Below are 18,270 nucleotides of genomic sequence, written 5' to 3' on the forward strand. Positions count from 1 at the left end.
ATATAGAGTATCATTTTATTTTTGTCAATGCTAAAAATGAAAACCTACTGTTTTCGTATAATTGGCTTCTTACTTTTGTACCTTTTCAAATAGCCCCTTCTGCAAATCGTCATTTTGATTCTCTCGCGTATTATCTCTTAAAAATAGGTCAAACTCACGCAAAAAAGCTTGCATTGTAGCAAGCTAAAAAAAATTGCACCTTTACTTCTATCAGTAGCGTACTAAGTTTATTGCTTAAAATCTAAACTCTCTCTTAATGCTTTTTCTCCATTCATATTCCCAAAGGTTTTCATATCGATATCCTTAAAAGGAATATCTAAAGGTGAAAGTAGTTTTTGTAAACTTGCTGTTTTATAACGAACTTGAGGACAAACAAATACACCATCCACATATGGTTTAAAGATTGGTTCTAAGCTTACTTTATTAATTTCGCCTTCTCCGCCATATGCAATCAACATAGAATAGGTGTTAGATAAATTCTGAAAATCAGCAATTACATCATGCAGAGCCCCAAAATAAACCTCGTTAGGATCTGCCGCTTTTGCGATTTTTTTGGCAAAACATACTAGATGTCATCCCACCTGCACAGCAAATATAAACAAGCATCCTCTTTCCTCCTAAAACATTACTACTCGATTATTTAGTATTATTTTTAACTTCTTGCTCCGCTTGATTTAATAATGGTCGCAAATAGGCTTCCACTTTTGGCTCTACGTTCATGCGCATCATAAACTGACTAGGTGTTTCCACAAATCCGTTGATCAAGCTATCCTTATATTCCGTTACCAAAAATTGACTTGTCTCTTTTATTTCCTTCTGATCCATTCATTTTCCAACTTTCTATTTAAAATGATTTGCTATAATAATTATACTCGGTTTTTGTGAATAAAAGAATAGTAATCCCTATTTGTCTTTACACCCTAACAACAATAAAACTGTGCAAGTAGCTTCTCCTTAACTACTTACACAGTCTATTTTACGTTCTAACTTCTGTTTTTCCTTTATAACGATTGATATAATGTCTTTCCAACCAGCTTTGACCCCAACCAATTGCAACGCATAGGAGCCAATACATGACCGCTACTAAAATATACATTGTCATATAATCAAAAGTTCTTCCACCCACGATTTTGGCTTTTTGAAAAATATCAGGAATCGTGATCATCGCAGCTAAAGACGTGCCTTTTAACAAGTCCATCGCTACATTCCCTAAAGCTGGAATCGAAATCCGAAACGCTTGCGGTAAGATAATTTTGCGCATCACTTTACCAAACGGCAACCCTAATGCATACGCCGCATCCCACTGTCCTGCATCCACTCCGGAAATCGAGCCACGATAGATTTCAGCAATAAACGCACTGCTCGTCAAACTAAAACAAATACAAGCCGCAGTTAATGCACTTAATTGATAGGGCAGACCAAAATACAAAAGAAACAACAAAACTAAACCTGGAACGCCACGTAAAAACGAAATATAAAATCGGACAAAACCTTTGATCAATTTTGAAGGTAACATTCCTAAAACTGTCAACAGAATACCAAGAACATTCCCCATCAAAAACGTCACGATACTGATGCCAATTGTATAAGGTAAACCAGTCAGCAGAAAGGGAATCGAGTCGATCATTAACTGAAAATCAATTTTTGGTATATACATCTATTCAGCTGAAACACTTTCTGTCACTTTTTCTTTCGGCTCCACTGAAACATCTGTTTGGAAATACGTTTCAGAGATTTTTTTCATAGTTCCGTCATCAGCCATTGCTTTTAATGTTTCATTAATCTTTTTACTTAAGGCAACACTGTCTTTTTTCATTAAAAAGCCAGTAAAGTTCGCATTGAAATACACATCTTCTAAGATTTTAACTGGAATATCAGGTAACGCCCCCACTGACATTTTTTGTAAATAATAATCGTTTAAAATAACATCTGTCCGACCATTGGCAACATCTGTTAAGTATTGGTCATTTGTCGCGTTATCATACGTTACTAATTTTGCTCCATATTTTTCCGCGATTTTCATGTAGCTGGTATTGGGTTCGCCAGCTGCTTTTTTTCCTTTTAAATCCTCAAGAGACGCGATCCCGGAATCATCACTTTTTCTGACGATCATGCTGTCAAATGAATACTTGATTGGAGAAGATAAGATGAATTTTTTGCCTCTATCCCCTGATAACCCAAAATCATTCGCTGCTAAATCCGACTCACCTTTATCCACTGACGTGATTTGGCCATCTACATTGTATTCTTTAAATTCAACATCAATATCCAACCGTTTGGCAACTTCGGTGATGACATCCACATCATAACCCGTTAATTTGTTTTCATCATTATAGTAAGATGACGGGAATAGCGTTCCTGAGGTTGCAACTGTTATTTTTTTTGCTTCTTCGACTTTTGTCCAGCTTTCATCTTTTCCAGCGGTCTGCTCTTTTGTGCCACCACACGCAACGAGCACTAAACTTAGGGCAACAATACTAAAACTAGCGAATACTTTCTTCATTTGAACCTCCTATGATTAACGATAATATTTTGGTAATAAGAATTTTTGCTCTTGTTCAAACATCTTTCCAACTTGAAATAATATATCTTCTCGACCTTTGGAAGCCATAAATTGAATACCTATCGGTAAACCTGATGCTGCTACATGAGTAGGTAAACTGATTGCAGGTTGTCCCGTTAAATTAGCCAATTGAGTATATGGCGTGATCGTCAGACTTTTTTCAAACATATCATAGATTAAGTGTTGCAACTGTATAACGGAAAGTGACTCCGCTTGTGATAAATCTTTACGAATCTGATCACTCTGCAGTTCTGCCTCGATTTTAGGTGCTACATCAGCGGCGGTCGGCATTAATAATAAATCATATTCCTCGAATAATTGCTCCATTTTATATGCCGCTTGATCCCACAGTTGAAGTGATTTCGTATACTGACTTGCAGGGATCTGTAAACCATATTGGTAAATGCCCCAAGTCATTAATTCCATATCAGCTTTTGTAACGGGCCGCTGAATCGCTTGCTGTATCCCTTCAAACATAGCTGCCGTTTCTGCGCCATTCATTAAATAGTAACTGTCGATCAATTGACGTCCATTGACTGGATACGAGATTTCGGTGACCTCGTGCCCTTGTTGCTCTAAAAATGTTGCTGCATTGTGTGTTGCTTTTATTGCTTCCGCTGAAACGGTCGTTCCGACGGGTGATTCCGTTAAAAAGGCGATCTTCAAAACTGGTTTCCTTGTGGCTGATTGATGTTCCCATTCCGCTTTTGGTGCTTGATAAGGTGCTGCTTTTTCGGTTCCGCGTAAATGATAGAATAACGTTTCGGTATCTCTCATCGAAATGGTCAAAGCAAAATCAATCGAAGCTCCTTGCCAACCACGCCAGCCATCAGGCCCAACTGGCATACTGCCACGTGTAGGTTTTAATCCAATCAGTCCACTAAAAGAAGCAGGAATTCGAATCGAACCGCCGCCATCACTTGCTCCAGCAATTGGAAACAAGCCACTAGCAACAGCTGCCGCCGCTCCACCACTAGAACCGCCAGGTGAATAATCAAGATTCCAAGGATTTCTCGCTGGTCCGTAAATCGTCGGATCAGAAATATTTTTGAAGCCAAACTCTGGCGCATTGGTTTTCCCTAATGGAATCAAGCCTAATCGTTCTAACCCTTTCACAAAATTATCGGTTGAACTCGCACGGTTTTCTGTAAACAAACGAGAACCAGAAGTTGATTTCATTCCTGCTTTGTCTTGGCCTAACATTTTCAAAGGAATAGGTAAGCCAAAAAAAGGACCCGTTTCAGCTCCTCTAGCTTCGTATTGTTTTTTTGCTGATTCTGCATCCCAATCGACAAATGCATTGAGTTCAGGATTTAACTTTTTTACTTGCTGCGCTCGTTCATCGATCCACTCTAGTACACTTAGCTTTTTTTCTCGAAATTGTGTTGCGTAGTATAGGCCGTCTTTCATGATCATCCCCCTTACAATCCATATGTTTTTATTATACAGGTTGTTGGGGGATTTTTAGGTTTATTTTGCTTGAAAGAATATCGTTTTCAACATCAAAATGATTAGTTTAGCTTCTTCTTCATAATCAAATCCGTCTGTTCATCTTCTCCCATATAAAAGGAATGCTCTCCAACCAGAGTAAATCCCATCTTATGATAAAATTTCATCGCTGAAAAATTACGCTCCCAAACACCTAACCAAATAGCGGTCTTGTTTAACGCCTTCGCTCGCTCTATCGCTTTACTGTAAAGCATTTTGCCAAGTCCTAGTCTTTTAAAATCTGAATCGATATAAATTCGTTCGATTTCTAGCGCATTTTCCTCAATCGTTTCAGTCTGTGCATCATTTACATTGAGTTTTAAATATCCAGCAAGTTGATCATCTGAATAAATAAAATAGAACTCTGACTGTTTATTTTGAAGCTCACTGGTTAATTTTTTTTCTGTATACGCTTGATCAAGATAGTCTTTTAAATCTTCTGGCGTATTGTCTTTCGCAAAAGTATCTGTGAAAGTTTTGATGCTTAATGTTTGTAATGCTACTAGGTCATTTAGGCTAATTTTTTTTATTTCTATCATCGCTTTTCCTTCTTTCTCATCTTTTTTGGAACAGAGATCAATCTAGCAACATAAGCAACAAACAAACGACTAATCCAAAAGCCACTAAAGTAAAATGAAGTAACTGTTGTTTAGTACCACCGATATAATCTGGTTTTTCATGTTTGTAACTTGGATTAACTGATTTTATGTTGTAATCCAATGTACAACTAAAAAAAACATCTGACGGGAACATAAAAACAAGCATGATGCCATAAAGGATCGCTACGATAGTTCGAATTGATACTTTAATCCAGATGCTTGCTACTGCACCCAATATCAATGGAATCAAGATGTAGAGTAAGCAACTAAATAATTCTTTTTTTAACCGTTTCTTTTGCATATATGTATTCGTCACCATCCTATCAAGGTATTAATGTTCACACCTAAAACTCATTTTTTGTATAACCTTAAACATCCGTCTTATCTAGTAAAAAACCGAGCCCATTTGCCCGTTAGTGAACTACTCTAACGAACTATCTTTTGCTGCTAATTCATCTATCTTTTCTTTGTGTTTTAGAACTAAATCTTTAAGCTCTTTCACCGTTATACTATTTTTATCCGTATTAGAATCAACGTTCCTACCATTTTCATCTCTAATTTGCCCCGTTATTATCGTCCCATCCGTCGTTACTAAAATTCTATCTGAATCATCATGATCCATTTCTAAAAGAGTGATAATCTCATCTGCATTCGGACCATTAAAAGTTTCGTAAAGTCTTTCTGCACTCGCATTTTTCAGATCTAACGAGAATGAATCTGCATTCCTTTCGCTTAATTTCTTATTGGATGATTCAATTGTTTCTTTGCTTAACGCCTGATTTTTACGCTTCGTTGCTTCGCTATTTTGCGTCTGAGCTTTTGTTTTGTTACAGGCAGTAACTATTACACAACTGATTATTAACAGTAGTAACAAACAGACTAGATAACCCTTCTTTTTCATTTTGGTGCCATCCCTTCTTTGTAAAAAATAAAAACAACTGTTAAATTTCCATTAGATTATTCACTCTAACATAAAAAACCATGATGATAAACACCATCATGGCTCGTTCTTCAACTTCTAATTATTGCAAACCACATTTCATTTATTCATCATGCTCTAAAATTGATCGATCATTCAACGGTTGAACTTCTCGATTATTATGAGAATATAATTTTTTGAATTCTTCGATTTGAGCTGAAGATACTTCCACAGGTTCTTTCATCACATACCATTCTACATTTTCATTCAATGGAGGTGTCGTTAATGAACCTAGATAATGATAATAGCTTCTATTGGATGGGATCATATCATCTAAGTCAGTAATTGGATCCTTTTTATCATTGTTTACGTCATCCAAAACCTCTTGAAAGCCTTTATTTTCAGCGCCTTCCTTAAAGAATACTCCAATAACTGCAATTCGTCCATCTTGGGCAGTATTCACAAAATGCGCTTCGATTGGATAATGTTTACCGTCGACAGTATGTTCACTTTCCGCATGGAAATGAAATTGACTTAAGGTAAAGTTTCGTCCATTAATCACAGATGTACCACCATCAGTGATTTGGATACTATGGCCGTTATTTTCAGCTTTTGTAATATCTTTTCCATAATCAATTGTGATTGTTCCAGTATCTGGTGTCATCACTTCAGCTTTCTTAGTAACGATATCAATCGGTGACTGCATCTTTCCAGCAGAAAATTCCCAATCTTCTTGATCATCATAATCAATATGTTCAGATTTTTTTGCCTGTGTTGTTGATTCAGTTGTAGCGTCTTTCTTTTCTGATGTGTCACTAGCACTTTTATTTGATGTACAGCCTACGGCTAAAATAGCTGTAAACGTCAAAAGTGATACTGAGAGTGCTGTTCTTTTCATTTTTTCATCCTTCTTTCTTCAAAATACAATATATTATATCGCATTTTTCATGAAAAATAAATATACTTTTCATGTTATCAACGTAATAAATACAAAAAAATACTATCTGATCTATCTCCATAAAAGATAATACTATTTATTTTGTTGATCCTGTTGATTGATAAACATCTATTAACACCAAACCAACAATTAACAGGTCACTATAGCGCTCCTTATATTAGTCCTTGACTTTTAGTCGTTGCCATTGAACATTTTCGCTGTTCTATTTTCAAATAAAATCCAAGATAAAAACGCTGAAAATCAGCCTATTACGGTTGATTTCAGCGTTTTTTCTCTTGGCAAAACATGAATAAGTTTAAAAGATAATGGTCTATATTAAACACATTGTGTATAGCGTGCCCGTATTTCTAATAACATCTGTTCAGATAGGCCACATTCCTGTAAATAATCATAAATAGTCCCATATTTTTTCTTTATCTCAGGTAATAAAGTAGCTATATTTTTCTTATCTGATTCCATTAGGTGTTCAAATCCTTTTGGTGGTACTAATGCTTGGTTTGCGGATAAAAATGTATAAGAGGTTTCATAATTAGCTATAATATCCGAATCCTCGACATCTAATAAGCCTAAAATCAAGACGGCCAAAATGCCTGTTCGATCTTTTCCAGCGGCACAGTGAAATAAAATACCTTGATCAGAACTATTGTAAATAATCGTAAACAATTCTTTGATAACCGCTTGTTGTTCAAAAATAAATGTATTATATAGATCATACAGCGTGATCTCTTTCGCTACTTTTTGTATTTGCAACGCGTTCTGATTCACCAAATTTTCTTCAATCATAAACGGAATATGATACGTTTTAATAAACGAGTCTTCTAAAGAATAGTTTTTTTCTTCTCGTTCACGATGGCTACGTAAATCTATTGCAACCCCTACACCGTATTCTTCTAAAAATCGCTTATCAGTAGTGCTTAACTGACTTACATCATCGCTGCGAAATAGCTTTTTCCAGGTAACCATTTGACCATTTTTTGTTGGTATGCCACCTAAATCTCTCGTGTTATAGGTTGTTTCTAAAGGCAATCGTTGATAATACATGCGTTGTCTCCTTTTCTTTAAATAGCTCTTTTGGCTCGTGTCACAAACATTTCTATTGTAAACATTGTCCCAAAAATCACTAAAAATATAAATGTGATTTTTCCATACTGATACCCACCAATGGCTCTTGTCAGTAGTGTGCCAATTCCTCCAGCTCCAACCATTCCAAGTGAGATTGATTCAGCTACATTTCCTTCAACACGAATCGCTAACCAATTGAGGAACGATTTCGATACATTCGGTAAAATGCCTTCTTGTATCAATTGAAACCAATTCGCGCCTGTTGACCGCATGGTTTCAATCACCTGAACTGGAACTTCTTCTATACTACTGATAAATGATTTTGTTAAGTACCCAACGGTTGGAAACATCATTCCAATCACACCTGATAGTGGACCAAAGCCTAAACTTGCAACAATCATTAAAATCCACACAAGTGCTGGGATCGCCCTGATAATGGATATGGCTGCTTTTATGCCCACTGACACAAAGCGTGCTGGCGCAATGTTATCTGCACCTAAGCAAGCAAATATCAGGGACAAAATTGCCCCTAAGATCAGTGAAGCTATGGCCATTGATAAAGACAATACTAACTCACTCAAAATACTCCCAATATCCGAAATATCCAGTGTTAAAAAATGACGGATTACCTCACCTGATTGACCCAATCTCGATAAAAAAGTGCCCATGTCCAAATCTAATAATGACGCACTAATTCCAAATAATAAGAGCGCAGCTACCCAAATCACAAGGTTTCTGATTTTATCTTTTGGCTTTACTAAAGGAATTCTATCCATTCGCCCATTTCCTCCTATAAAATCCACTTTCTAAGTTTATTTACACAAAATTCCGTTAATAATACTAGTATGACTAGAATGATAATCAGTGCCATGGCTTCTTGGTATTTAAACAAACGAATATTCGTTTGAATCATAATACCAATCCCTCCAGCACCTACCATTCCTAAAATACTTGATGCCCGGATATTGATTTCAAATGAAAAAAAAGTCCAATTGATCCAAGCAGGAAAAAAAGCAGGAATAATACCATGAACAAGTAATTGTGCAGGGGTTGCCCCTGTTGCTTTTAATGCTTCTAGTTTACTATCTGCAATATTATTCATTTCTTCTGCATATGAGCGCGTCAAAAAACCAAATGTGGCAAGAATCAACGCAATTAATCCAACCATGTTGCCAATACCAAAGATATACACTAACAACGAGGCCCAGACTAATATAGGGATATTTCTAATAAATGAGACAATAAATCGAATAGCAATTCTTACAGGTGCAATTGGATTGATCGATTCAGCCATTAGCAGTCCAAAAACAAATGATAAAACTGCGGAAATATAGGTTCCAACTACTGCAAATAACAATGTTTGTACGATCAATGAGATATAGCTAGAAAAACCATTGAAGTTTGGTGGAAAAAAATTTTCACCAAAAAACAGGAACACATTAGGCAACGTCAAAAGCGGTGTTATAGGATCTACTTGCAAATAAACGAAGGAATATATTCCGATAACACTTAATAGTGCCACCGTTACACGTTTTTTTAAGCTTTTTTGTTGTGCTAAGACGACTGATCCTGGATTATCCATACACATGCTCCTCCTGCTGTGCTAGGATCATAGCAGGGCTTTCCATACTGATTGCTGGAACAGACTCATTGTTATAAAGCTGTTCGATTTTTTCTTCTGTCAACTCAACTGGCGTTCCGTCAAAAACAATTTCACCTTTTTTTACGCCAATAATGCGCGTCGCATACTTTTTAGCAACATCCACTTGATGTAAATTGACAATCGTGGTCATGTTTCTTGACTCGGTTATTTCTTTTAATTGAGTCATCACGATTTCTGATGATTTTGGATCAAGAGAGGCAATTGGTTCATCTGCCAAAATCAACGCAGGATTTTGCATCAATGCTCGGCAAATACCCACTCGTTGCATTTGTCCCCCGGAGAGTTCATCTGCCCTTTTATAAGCTTGGTCTAGTAACCCGACTTGTGCTAATAATTCCATCGCCATTTGCCGATCTTCTTGTGAGTATCGACCAAATGCACTTGTAAAAAAAGAGACCTGTCCTAGTTTTCCGTGAAGGACATTTTTCAGCACATTTGTTCTCTCCACTAAGTTGTAGTGCTGAAAAATCATCCCGATATTTGAACGTAATTCTCTTAGTTTCTTTCCTTTTGCTGTTGTGATATTTTGTTGATGAAACAAGACCTCCCCCGAACTTGGAGAAACCAATTGATTGATGACACGGATCAGTGTTGATTTTCCTGCTCCAGACGGACCGATGATGACAACAAATTCACCTTTATTGATTGAAAGAGAAATGTCATTTAATGCTTTTTGCCCTGTTTTGTATTCTTTGCTAACATTTTTAATTTCTAATAATGTCATTATTTTTCTCCCTCTATTCCCAAGACCTTCATCATCTCTTTTACTGATTCATAGTCTGTGTCATGAGCCTCAACAAACTTCACTGAATCATCTTTGTAGAAAGCTTTAAAGTATTCTTTATCATCATAATTTAAATAGAAATCTTTGATTTTTTTCTTCAATTCTTCTGGCAAATCTTTTCTCATAACATATGCTGCATTTGGAATTTCTTGCGTTTCACCAATGATTTTCAACTCATCTTTTTTGACTAAGCCTGCATCATCCATAGATTGTAAGACTTGTGCAGCAACTGCAGCCGCTTCATAATCTCCTTTAGCAACCCCCATAACACTTGAATCGTGTTTGCCTGAGTAGGCTACTGTTTTAAAGAAATAATTTGGTTCTTCGACCTTTTCCTGCTCTAAATCAAGTTCTTTGACCAATTCATACTTTGGATAGAGATAACCAGATGAGGAAGCAGGATCAACAAAGGCGAAATTAGTTCCTTTCAAGTCTTTTAACTTATTGATTTTGTCATTGTCTTTTTTTGTGATAAAAACCGTACGATACGCTTCCTTTCCAGCAGAAGATGTTGTAACGATTGGTTCTATCTCTACGCGTTCTTTGGCTTGATAATAACTCATTGGGGATACTAACAATACATCTAGCTTTTTATTTTTCATCGCTTCGATCCCTACTGCGTAATCTGCACCTTCCATTACATCCACTTCAATACCTAATGCTTTGCTCATATCTTCTTGAAATTTTTTATTTTTACCGCCAGCTTCGGGATTATTTTCATCTGGCATTGTAACAATCGTTATCTTTTCTGGCATACCATCTGCTTTAGCAGAAACTGCTTTGTTCGATCCGCAGGCAGTCATGAATCCAATTGAGGCTAATAGTGTGAGTCCAAATAGAACGTTCTTTTTCATGTGAATTTTCTTCCTCCTTTTTGTTATTACACTGATAATACTACTTATTAAATGTAAATTTATCCGCACTTTTATGTAAATTATAGGTTAATTGATGTTAAGAAATGGTATGGAATCTGTGGATTTTGAGTGTGGATGATAGGATTTCAACTTAAAAATAGAACGTTCGTTATGTTAAAATGAGATGTATCAACCTTTATAAGGAAAGAAATTTTAAAACAAGAGTATAGATTTATTTTAATTATTTTCTCGTCTCTTTTTTCTCTTTCAATGTTTTGATAAAATAGAAAAGAAGTAATGATTCTATAATGGCAAGTTTAAAGAAAGCTGAGTGAATGATATGGAAAATTTAAAGAAGGTTATTCAATTATTAAGTGGACGTTTCGATAATAGTGAGCAGTTTCAGTCTCTATCGGAAGAAGAACAAGCGCAGTTTCCCTTTGCAGTACACAATAATACGCTTCTAAATGATCTGATTATGAATCGTCCAAAGGATTTCGATGGGGTATTTTTGCATGAAGAAAGTTACTATACGTTGAAAAATAAAGAGAAATTCAAATCAGATATTTTTCTGTTTTCAACGGATGAATCTGGTGATGTGGTGTTAAAATCAATCACTGTGCCAAAAGAATTAATGAACGCGAAGTTTAATGAGCTGAAAAACATTGATTTTTCTGATCTCTCAGTATCTGACAAATTTGTGCCATTGCATTATACGGAACAAGATGGTATGTTTACTGGCGAATCACATAGCATGTTTACAAAAACAACAGCGTTTATCTTAAAGCAAGAGCTATCTGATGAGGCGTTGGTCATAAAAGAGGAACTGTTTAATGGTGCTAAACGAGTGTTTGGATTTGATAGACCGATTATTTATAAACGGATTCTAAGTAAGAATTAGAAAAACGCTTTTAAGTGGATATGGAAAAAAAATAAGTTGTATGCTATAATGCAAGTGATAAGAGAGATATGCGCTAACATATCTCTCCTATGTAGAGCCGTTTAAGACGGTAGCGAAGTTTTTAGGTAATGAAATAACCAGTTAACCTGCTAAAGTTAATGACTGGTTATTTCTTTTTGTCGTTTTTAAGCAATTCTACAACTAAACGAATTAAAGCGATGGTAAACATACCAAAGCTTAGGATCAGTTTAATTGTATCCAATGCTGACAAAAGGCTTTCTCCTTTCGTAGATTTCAGTACTTATCTCCATAAGCACCACCACCTCTCGGAAGTCGCCACCGTCATAACTTCTCTACAATGAAAAGTATATCATACCTGAAAGACTTTTTGAACGAACGATTTTACTTTTATATAGCTGTCATTTGAGGATAAAAATAACCTGCTGAAAAAAATTTTTTTGTTATTTTTCCTTATATATAAGAGAGCATTTTTTTGTGTTATTTAATCGTATTTGTAAGAAAAATTATGTTGCGTGTTCGTATTCTTTTCGGATATACTTAAGAGGTAGAATAGAAAAAAACAGTTCATATCAACATGAACTGTTCAAATCAGAATATAAAAATAAATTGGCACTTCAAAGCCTGGCAGCAACCAAGCATTTGAAGCCTTGTAAAGACAGCAGAAACTGCCCAAACAAGTTGCCAATAGTGCTAGCAACATGTACTAGCTTCTTTCATTGTACCTAAAGTTTGCCTATTTTTCTATAGGTTTCTTGGATTCTCTTTGGGTTACTTTGAAAAAGTGGTAGATAATTCTTTGGACTATTGTGAACGATATTGGGTGATGTTACCTGATATCGTTTTTTTCTATTCTACAAATCTAGTAAAAGGAGGTTTCGTTCAAAGTAAAGCAAATGATCCATTATAGATATAAGACAAGGAGAAAACGTTCACTTCGTTCACCTTGTACTTTGCATCATCCACTCTAGCCCTTTGGTCAGTTGTGGTGGTGCAAAGCAAAAAGGCACTTCACCCTCTGACAGCAATCAGATGATGAAGCCTTGCATAGACAGCAGAAACTATCTATACAAGTTGCCAATTGCTAGCACAAAAGCACTAGCTCTTTTATTGTACCTAATTTTACTGGGATTTTCTAGTCTGTCTGGAAACTTTTGGTTGGGATTTTGTATTTTATGGAGGGTTTGGGCTTTATCTAGGGGATTGATGACGGTATTGGTAGTTCACGAAAACTACAATAGCGTTTTTTGTTTTGCTTTGAGAAGAAAGTGATAGGAATACGGACAGGCTTAGAAAAATCATCCATAAGTCGTTTTTATCACTGGTTTGTTTCATCGTTGCCTTAGTCAATGCGTAGATAAATGAGTTAAGTATTGGGGCGTTGGATGATGTTGTTCAGCGCTTCGTGTTACTGGTTTTAAGAGTACTTTTAAAATGGGAGGAAATGGGTTATGAAAAAAGAAGGTCAGAGTTTAAAGGTGATTCCTTATCAGGATATTACGGATTTGCAGCATACGTTGGATCGGTTGCAGTCTTGGGAGGAGCCGCTTGCTGTGTTGGATCATTTTTTTCAGTTTCGGAAAGGGCCGATTAATAAGAAAAAGGTTGTGAAGGAGTATTATGCTTGTGGGCACTTGTTTCATGCTTTTTTTGAGGAGTTTATTAGGTTGATGGAGATTGAGGAGGAAAAGGTGAGAAAGTTGGATGGGGAGAGGAAGGTAAACGGGTTGTTCTAATAATTATAAAAATAGGATCACTTATGAGTGATCCTAAGAAATTTTATTTAACTAAGTCTGTTAATCTATCGGTTTTAAAATAAGCAATTAAATCCAAGTTGAGCATGTGATTAGCTTTCATTTCAGAATATAAATATAATTTTGCTTCATCTTTATTTGTTCGTTCTAATTTGTTAATAGTTTCCAAATAAATAGATTGCATTTTTAAAAATAGTTGATGGATTTGAACCACATCTTTAAAGAAAACTCCTTCAGCATATGTAGAAAGTTCTTTTTCAATAAACATGCTAGAACTATCTAACATCATTGAGATTATTTCATCATTTTCATTTATATTTTCGTTAGCTTCTAACCATTTAACATGCCTACTTGGTTGCTCTATATCATCAAGTCCCATGCTTTTTTTCTTATTGTTTCGTGCATTTTTAGCTTCAAAAACTATCCAATAATTAGCAAACTGCCAGATTCCATCTGGCACAGCTTTTCCAACTGGACTTTCAGTTCTATAACCTAAAAGTTCGCCAAATTCTGCTAAAGCTTTTTCAAATTCTGAAGATGTTCCCCTATCTATTCTATCATTAATATTCTTCATTTTTTTATTAAATTTACTCATTCTTGAAGTATAGTTTTCTAACATTGACAATATAGTATCTATCTGCTCTTCTTCACTTTCAGTATAAACAGAATCAATTTCTTCGCCATATGAGTAATCAAGATTTATCCAGTTCTTATTAGACGAAGCTTTGATTGAATTTTTTAAATATTCTTCACTTTTCGTTTTATTATTTTGCAAATTATAAATTACAGATTTATTATAGTTCCACCATGCTCTATAACCATTTAAATTACTTTGCTTAGACAAGCTTAATAAGATATCTTCAACATTTTTATGTGCTTTTTCGTATTGCCTGTCTATCAAATTATATTGAAAATCTAGTTCTGACAAATAGTCTATCACCGAAGTATTTTCTGATTGAATACTTGATAACTCACGCGTTTTCTGTTGCAAATAATCTTCTGCTTGTTTCCATTCACTACCTTGTTCAAAAAATCCATTTATTGATGCTGACCATTTTTCTAAATCAGTGAAAAATTCAAATTGTTCTAGAGATAGTTCTAGCTCAGCCTGTAATTCAGCGGGCAATTTATTGGTGAATTCTTTCTTAAATATATATTTTCTAATTTCATCACCAATAATCATCACTGCAGCGTAATCATTTGATGATCTTGTACACCTTCCCAAAGCTTGTGTGAGACGCGTAGCAATCTTGTCATTTAAAACAGCATTAGCATTCAATTTATTCTGTAAAAACAATTCCGTACTACCAATACTAGTTGGAAAACCATACAATACTTGTAATCGACACTCATCGTCTTTTAAGTCAATACCTTCATATCGATTTGCCAAAATAAGAACAGCTTTTGAGCTCTCTTTAAAATTATCTAATGTTTCTTCTATATCTTCTTTCTTAAAAATTCGATACTTTGGTAAATATTCTTCAACCCATTTTGAAGCCTGACTAACTTGATCTTCAGATGAAGTTAAAACAAGGATTCTATTTTGTAATTCTAAAGTTGTTTTTATGACATTTTCAACTTCATCTTTTCCAAAAGTATCTTCTGGAAAAAGTAATAATCTCCTACCTGAAACTCTACTCAAACCATCACTAAACTCTGATATTTTTTGGATATCTCTTACTCCAAATATTCTTTCTAAATCACCATTAACTCCAACTGTAGCGGTCATGTATATACGCTTTGTTGCATTTTTAAATGCAGCATGTCTTTCATTTGGATAATATGTAGGTTTCACAATAATTTCTTTATCACTAACATATATCTGACACATATCAAAAAATTCTCTGATTTTTCCCCATGAATACCATAAACTTGTATCCTCTACAACTGAATCTAAATAACTTCTAATATTATCAGAGATTTGAATCCATAAATTATGAGGTACAATATCTATTGCTTCCATATTTTGACTATATCTTGAATATTCTATTTTATCTTGTACACTTTTCGTTAGAAAATCTTTTATCATTTCGTACATATCTTTATAGATTTCATGAGTTTCTTGACTATATTTTTTTATACTAACTGTCCACAAACTGGTTATCGCGTACTCAGTAGCATGTGCATCATCAAAAATAATGACTTCAGCATCATTAAAGAAAGGATGAGAATTAAATATGTGACTATAAGTGGTTATAGCGACACTTTTAGACCTATTGTATTTAGTTTTGCTTATATCTTCAAATTTTTTACTTGAATCTACTAGTAAAACATTATCAATCCCATAAGTATCTAGTAATTCTTTAGTTTGATTTGCTAATTGTCTGGTGGCACAAGCGTAAACAGTTCTTTTTTGATTTTTCAAATTTTCATAACCTGCAATATAGCCGCCTACTAAAGTCTTTCCACTGCCAGCAGGCATTTCAATGGATATATCTTTTTTTTCTTCATATTCCATATAACGCTTTAAAGTTTCTCCTTGTTGATAGCGGAGAGTCTCTACCTTCTTTAAATGGTTAAATAGATCCAATGGACTTTTCGGTTCAAAGTTCGAACTACTTGGTATTTTAAACATAATTAATAAACTCCCTTATAATTATTTTTTAAAGTTGCGTATACTTCTCTTTATTCCCCTTGCTTTTCTCAACTGTATACTTCCGATTATTCAACTCCAACTTCTTTTCAATAATCCCTTCAACATCCAATTTCAAATCACTTGCCAACATCAAACTATAAATCAGCACATCCGCCAATTCCTGTTCAATATTCTCTTGATTTTTCTCTTTCGCTTCCTCACTCGTTTTCCACTGAAAATTCTCCAGTAGTTCAGAAGCTTCCAAAGAAATCGAAATTGCTAAATCTTTTGGATTATGAAATTGTCGCCAATCGCGATCATCTCTAAATTGATTGATTTTCTTAATTAATTCGTCCATTTCGATTTCTCCTTTTGAATTGTCATTAACTTCTCTCTCAGTTTATCATCACTTGCGTAAATATATAAACCATTGATTCCTCGTTTTAACAAAACATTGATCGAATTCAAAATGATTTGCTCTTTCACTTTGTCTATATTTTCGATTCCTTTACGACTTTTGAAGGCTTCTGAATCTTTGTATTTTTCAATATCGATTTTTAACTCATTCTTTTCCGTATCGTAACCAATCGAAGGTCCTAAAATCACCCCTACATAATTCAAATCAAATCCTTGTATTGTATAAATCGAACCAACTTCGTTAATCGTTTCCTCTTCTTCTGCCCAACTTTTTTTGTAATCTGTACGATTCCATGGAGCTGAAAAATTCCCTTCTTCAACTAGATAATCTTTGCCATCTTTTTTATGTGTATAGTCAAAGGTTGAAACGATTCTGCTTAAGCCAAATTTCTGGTTTCTTGCGTTTATTTCCATCCTCATATCTTCAGCACTAGAGAAAAAGCGGAAATCAAACTCTTCATCACCAAATCTTTGTTCTGCTTTAGTCTTTTCTCGTTTTATCACTTTAGGAAATGGCAAAATTTTTCGATCTACAAATGAATCTACCCAATGAACGATTTCAGGAGCAGCTTTCATTCTAAATTGAGTCGTTAAATGATATTCTTCATGAATTGGGTACTTATCTTTTATTTCAACAAGACTATCAACATTCCAATGACTTTTTAGCTTTAGAACTTGTTTTTCATCAAATACAACAATCGTGACTTTACTTCTTTTGATAACCTCTTCCAGTTGGTTCTCATATTCAAAGCTATTATATTTGTCTTTTGTAGAAAGTAGTAAATGAGATTCATCTACTAATACGATGTCTGCTTGTTTTCGTTTTCCCTTGTCGATGTCATTGATAAAACTAGTTGGTTTCATAAAGTTTTTCTTTTTTAAGTTAGGCAAACTTTCGGCGATACTCTTATACGTTTTCAACATCTCATTATGGTTGACCAAAAGATAATTATTATCCTGATTAAAGTCAGAAAACTCGTTGTTTTCCTTCTTTTCAGCTAAGTCTTGAATCGTTTTAAATATAGCACTCAAAACAACACTTTTACCTGTACCAGCTTCTCCTGCAATAAAAAAGACATGATGTTCATTTTTCGTATCAGCTAAACTTCGTTTACAAAAATCGATGACTTTTTCTTTTAAGTCTTGTTGTTCAGGTGATAATCCGCGAAACGGTGATAATTTGAAGGTATCCTTATTTCTTAAAAAATCAGCACTGTGCTCAACAATTTTTTCATCTCTAAGACGAGTCCAAATTTTTGGAAACAACACTTCATCATAGTATCTTTTATCATAATAGTTATGTGATTCGCTGCCTTTGATTTGGCTTCTATTTTCAACTTTGTATTTTTCATCTGCGATAAAACAACTGATTAAATTCGTTTCAATATTCAATGCTGCAGATACGTTCAATGTGTCATGTCCAATCATGACAATTTTCTTCATCATTGCTTTCTTATTACTTTTTAGATGTTCAGACATTCGTTTATCAAAGCGGTGACTTTGTCCCACATATGCTTCTGGCATCTTCTTTTTATCCGTATTATATAAAATATACAAAATAGGGTAATTGGTTTCAAAAGGATCTTTTAAGTTTTCAACCTCTTTTTCACAAAAATCATATTCTTTTAGTTGGATTTTTATACTATCATCTTCATAATTCATAAACGACACTCTCCCAAACACATTGTAACAATTATTTTCAAAATAGGGAATCT

Annotated in this window: 20 protein-coding genes; 2 read left to right on the top strand and 18 right to left on the bottom strand. The window is 34.7% G+C overall.

All coding sequences use genetic code 11. From position 1 onward, the window contains the following. Nucleotides 1–227: 227 nt before the first annotated feature. The 14 genes from A5819_RS19605 to A5819_RS01365 all read right to left on the bottom strand — a co-directional run bounded on the left by A5819_RS19605 (nt 228) and on the right by A5819_RS01365 (nt 10,890). A complete protein-coding gene (locus A5819_RS19605) occupies nt 228–458 on the bottom strand; it encodes a hypothetical protein (RefSeq protein ID WP_254907183.1) in 231 nt (76 codons plus the stop codon). A gap of 178 nt (nt 459–636) precedes the next feature. Then, nucleotides 637–825 (bottom strand): hypothetical protein, encoded by a 189-nt coding sequence (locus A5819_RS01305; RefSeq protein WP_086280763.1) that lies wholly within the window; start codon nt 823–825, stop codon nt 637–639. Between the two features lie 151 nt (nt 826–976). Continuing rightward, nucleotides 977–1,657, bottom strand: a complete 681-nt coding sequence (locus tag A5819_RS01310) for an amino acid ABC transporter permease (protein WP_086280761.1) — start codon at nt 1,655–1,657, stop codon at nt 977–979. Next, on the bottom strand, nt 1,658–2,503 hold the full coding sequence (locus A5819_RS01315) for a transporter substrate-binding domain-containing protein (protein ID WP_086280759.1): 846 nt from the start codon (nt 2,501–2,503) through the stop codon (nt 1,658–1,660). A 15-nt stretch (nt 2,504–2,518) separates the two neighbouring features. Next, a complete protein-coding gene (locus A5819_RS01320) occupies nt 2,519–3,973 on the bottom strand; it encodes an amidase (RefSeq protein WP_086280757.1) in 1,455 nt (484 codons plus the stop codon). A gap of 101 nt (nt 3,974–4,074) precedes the next feature. Continuing rightward, nucleotides 4,075–4,590: a GNAT family N-acetyltransferase gene (locus tag A5819_RS01325; RefSeq protein WP_086280756.1), complete on the bottom strand. Its 516-nt coding sequence runs from the start codon at nt 4,588–4,590 to the stop codon at nt 4,075–4,077. A gap of 37 nt (nt 4,591–4,627) precedes the next feature. Further along, nucleotides 4,628–4,951, bottom strand: a complete 324-nt coding sequence (locus A5819_RS01330; RefSeq protein WP_086280754.1) for a hypothetical protein — start codon at nt 4,949–4,951, stop codon at nt 4,628–4,630. Nucleotides 4,952–5,071: 120 nt separating this feature from the next. Further along, nucleotides 5,072–5,551, bottom strand: coding sequence for a hypothetical protein (locus A5819_RS01335; protein ID WP_086280752.1), 480 nt, complete (start codon nt 5,549–5,551; stop codon nt 5,072–5,074). Nucleotides 5,552–5,693: 142 nt separating this feature from the next. After that, nucleotides 5,694–6,467 carry a carbonic anhydrase gene (locus A5819_RS01340; RefSeq protein ID WP_086280749.1) on the bottom strand — a complete coding sequence of 258 codons (774 nt, stop codon included), beginning with the start codon at nt 6,465–6,467 and terminating at the stop codon, nt 5,694–5,696. A 375-nt stretch (nt 6,468–6,842) separates the two neighbouring features. Beyond that, nucleotides 6,843–7,568, bottom strand: a complete 726-nt coding sequence (locus A5819_RS01345; RefSeq protein WP_086280747.1) for a tyrosine-protein phosphatase — start codon at nt 7,566–7,568, stop codon at nt 6,843–6,845. A gap of 17 nt (nt 7,569–7,585) precedes the next feature. After that, on the bottom strand, nt 7,586–8,365 hold the full coding sequence (locus tag A5819_RS01350; RefSeq protein WP_086280745.1) for an ABC transporter permease: 780 nt from the start codon (nt 8,363–8,365) through the stop codon (nt 7,586–7,588). Between the two features lie 14 nt (nt 8,366–8,379). Then, nucleotides 8,380–9,171 (bottom strand): phosphonate ABC transporter, permease protein PhnE, encoded by a 792-nt coding sequence (phnE, locus tag A5819_RS01355; RefSeq protein WP_086280743.1) that lies wholly within the window; start codon nt 9,169–9,171, stop codon nt 8,380–8,382. Then, nucleotides 9,164–9,976, bottom strand: a complete 813-nt coding sequence (gene phnC / locus A5819_RS01360) for a phosphonate ABC transporter ATP-binding protein (protein WP_086280741.1) — start codon at nt 9,974–9,976, stop codon at nt 9,164–9,166. Before phnC ends, phnE begins: the two co-directional genes overlap by 8 nt. Then, the gene (locus A5819_RS01365; RefSeq protein ID WP_254907184.1) at nt 9,976–10,890 is read right to left on the bottom strand and encodes a phosphate/phosphite/phosphonate ABC transporter substrate-binding protein; all 915 of its coding nucleotides are present in this window, start codon (nt 10,888–10,890) and stop codon (nt 9,976–9,978) included. Before A5819_RS01365 ends, phnC begins: the two co-directional genes overlap by 1 nt. A gap of 340 nt (nt 10,891–11,230) precedes the next feature. On the opposite strand from A5819_RS01365, the gene A5819_RS01370 reads away from it, so the two are divergent. Next, nucleotides 11,231–11,791, top strand: a complete 561-nt coding sequence (locus A5819_RS01370; RefSeq protein ID WP_086280739.1) for a hypothetical protein — start codon at nt 11,231–11,233, stop codon at nt 11,789–11,791. A gap of 166 nt (nt 11,792–11,957) precedes the next feature. Here the strand turns inward: A5819_RS01370 and A5819_RS01375 are convergent, their stop codons facing one another. Further along, on the bottom strand, nt 11,958–12,089 hold the full coding sequence (locus A5819_RS01375; RefSeq protein ID WP_086280738.1) for a putative holin-like toxin: 132 nt from the start codon (nt 12,087–12,089) through the stop codon (nt 11,958–11,960). 1,171 nt (nt 12,090–13,260) lie between these two features. Here A5819_RS01375 and A5819_RS01380 point away from each other — a divergent pair. After that, nucleotides 13,261–13,545 carry a hypothetical protein gene (locus tag A5819_RS01380; protein ID WP_086280736.1) on the top strand — a complete coding sequence of 95 codons (285 nt, stop codon included), beginning with the start codon at nt 13,261–13,263 and terminating at the stop codon, nt 13,543–13,545. A gap of 43 nt (nt 13,546–13,588) precedes the next feature. Here A5819_RS01380 and A5819_RS01385 read toward each other — a convergent pair whose 3' ends face one another. Genes A5819_RS01385 through A5819_RS01395 form a run of 3 tightly spaced genes read right to left on the bottom strand, consistent with a single transcriptional unit; the run spans nt 13,589 to nt 18,217 of the window. After that, the gene (locus A5819_RS01385; protein ID WP_086353012.1) at nt 13,589–16,138 is read right to left on the bottom strand and encodes a helicase C-terminal domain-containing protein; all 2,550 of its coding nucleotides are present in this window, start codon (nt 16,136–16,138) and stop codon (nt 13,589–13,591) included. 28 nt (nt 16,139–16,166) lie between these two features. Continuing rightward, nucleotides 16,167–16,496: a nucleotide pyrophosphohydrolase gene (locus tag A5819_RS01390; RefSeq protein ID WP_086280734.1), complete on the bottom strand. Its 330-nt coding sequence runs from the start codon at nt 16,494–16,496 to the stop codon at nt 16,167–16,169. Next, nucleotides 16,484–18,217 (bottom strand): DNA/RNA helicase domain-containing protein, encoded by a 1,734-nt coding sequence (locus tag A5819_RS01395; RefSeq protein WP_086280729.1) that lies wholly within the window; start codon nt 18,215–18,217, stop codon nt 16,484–16,486. Before A5819_RS01395 ends, A5819_RS01390 begins: the two co-directional genes overlap by 13 nt. Between the last annotated feature and the right edge of the window lie 53 nt (nt 18,218–18,270).

It is taken from the genome of Enterococcus sp. 7E2_DIV0204 (assembly GCF_002140855.1).
Lineage (GTDB): Bacteria > Bacillota > Bacilli > Lactobacillales > Enterococcaceae > Enterococcus_L > Enterococcus_L lemimoniae.

Excerpts from the sequence above, each read along its gene's own strand:
- A5819_RS19605 (WP_254907183.1), bottom strand. The coding sequence starts at position 458 with ATGTTGATTGCATATGGCGGAGAAGGCGAAATTAATAAAGTAAGCTTA.
- A5819_RS01305 (WP_086280763.1), bottom strand. The coding sequence starts at position 825 with ATGGATCAGAAGGAAATAAAAGAGACAAGTCAATTTTTGGTAACGGAA.
- A5819_RS01310 (WP_086280761.1), bottom strand. The coding sequence starts at position 1,657 with ATGTATATACCAAAAATTGATTTTCAGTTAATGATCGACTCGATTCCC.
- A5819_RS01315 (WP_086280759.1), bottom strand. The coding sequence starts at position 2,503 with ATGAAGAAAGTATTCGCTAGTTTTAGTATTGTTGCCCTAAGTTTAGTG.
- A5819_RS01320 (WP_086280757.1), bottom strand. The coding sequence starts at position 3,973 with ATGAAAGACGGCCTATACTACGCAACACAATTTCGAGAAAAAAAGCTA.
- A5819_RS01325 (WP_086280756.1), bottom strand. The coding sequence starts at position 4,590 with ATGATAGAAATAAAAAAAATTAGCCTAAATGACCTAGTAGCATTACAA.
- A5819_RS01330 (WP_086280754.1), bottom strand. The coding sequence starts at position 4,951 with ATGCAAAAGAAACGGTTAAAAAAAGAATTATTTAGTTGCTTACTCTAC.
- A5819_RS01335 (WP_086280752.1), bottom strand. The coding sequence starts at position 5,551 with ATGAAAAAGAAGGGTTATCTAGTCTGTTTGTTACTACTGTTAATAATC.
- A5819_RS01340 (WP_086280749.1), bottom strand. The coding sequence starts at position 6,467 with ATGAAAAGAACAGCACTCTCAGTATCACTTTTGACGTTTACAGCTATT.
- A5819_RS01345 (WP_086280747.1), bottom strand. The coding sequence starts at position 7,568 with ATGTATTATCAACGATTGCCTTTAGAAACAACCTATAACACGAGAGAT.
- A5819_RS01350 (WP_086280745.1), bottom strand. The coding sequence starts at position 8,365 with ATGGATAGAATTCCTTTAGTAAAGCCAAAAGATAAAATCAGAAACCTT.
- phnE (WP_086280743.1), bottom strand. The coding sequence starts at position 9,171 with ATGGATAATCCAGGATCAGTCGTCTTAGCACAACAAAAAAGCTTAAAA.
- phnC (WP_086280741.1), bottom strand. The coding sequence starts at position 9,976 with ATGACATTATTAGAAATTAAAAATGTTAGCAAAGAATACAAAACAGGG.
- A5819_RS01365 (WP_254907184.1), bottom strand. The coding sequence starts at position 10,890 with ATGAAAAAGAACGTTCTATTTGGACTCACACTATTAGCCTCAATTGGA.
- A5819_RS01370 (WP_086280739.1), top strand. The coding sequence starts at position 11,231 with ATGGAAAATTTAAAGAAGGTTATTCAATTATTAAGTGGACGTTTCGAT.
- A5819_RS01380 (WP_086280736.1), top strand. The coding sequence starts at position 13,261 with ATGAAAAAAGAAGGTCAGAGTTTAAAGGTGATTCCTTATCAGGATATT.
- A5819_RS01385 (WP_086353012.1), bottom strand. The coding sequence starts at position 16,138 with ATGTTTAAAATACCAAGTAGTTCGAACTTTGAACCGAAAAGTCCATTG.
- A5819_RS01390 (WP_086280734.1), bottom strand. The coding sequence starts at position 16,496 with ATGGACGAATTAATTAAGAAAATCAATCAATTTAGAGATGATCGCGAT.
- A5819_RS01395 (WP_086280729.1), bottom strand. The coding sequence starts at position 18,217 with ATGAATTATGAAGATGATAGTATAAAAATCCAACTAAAAGAATATGAT.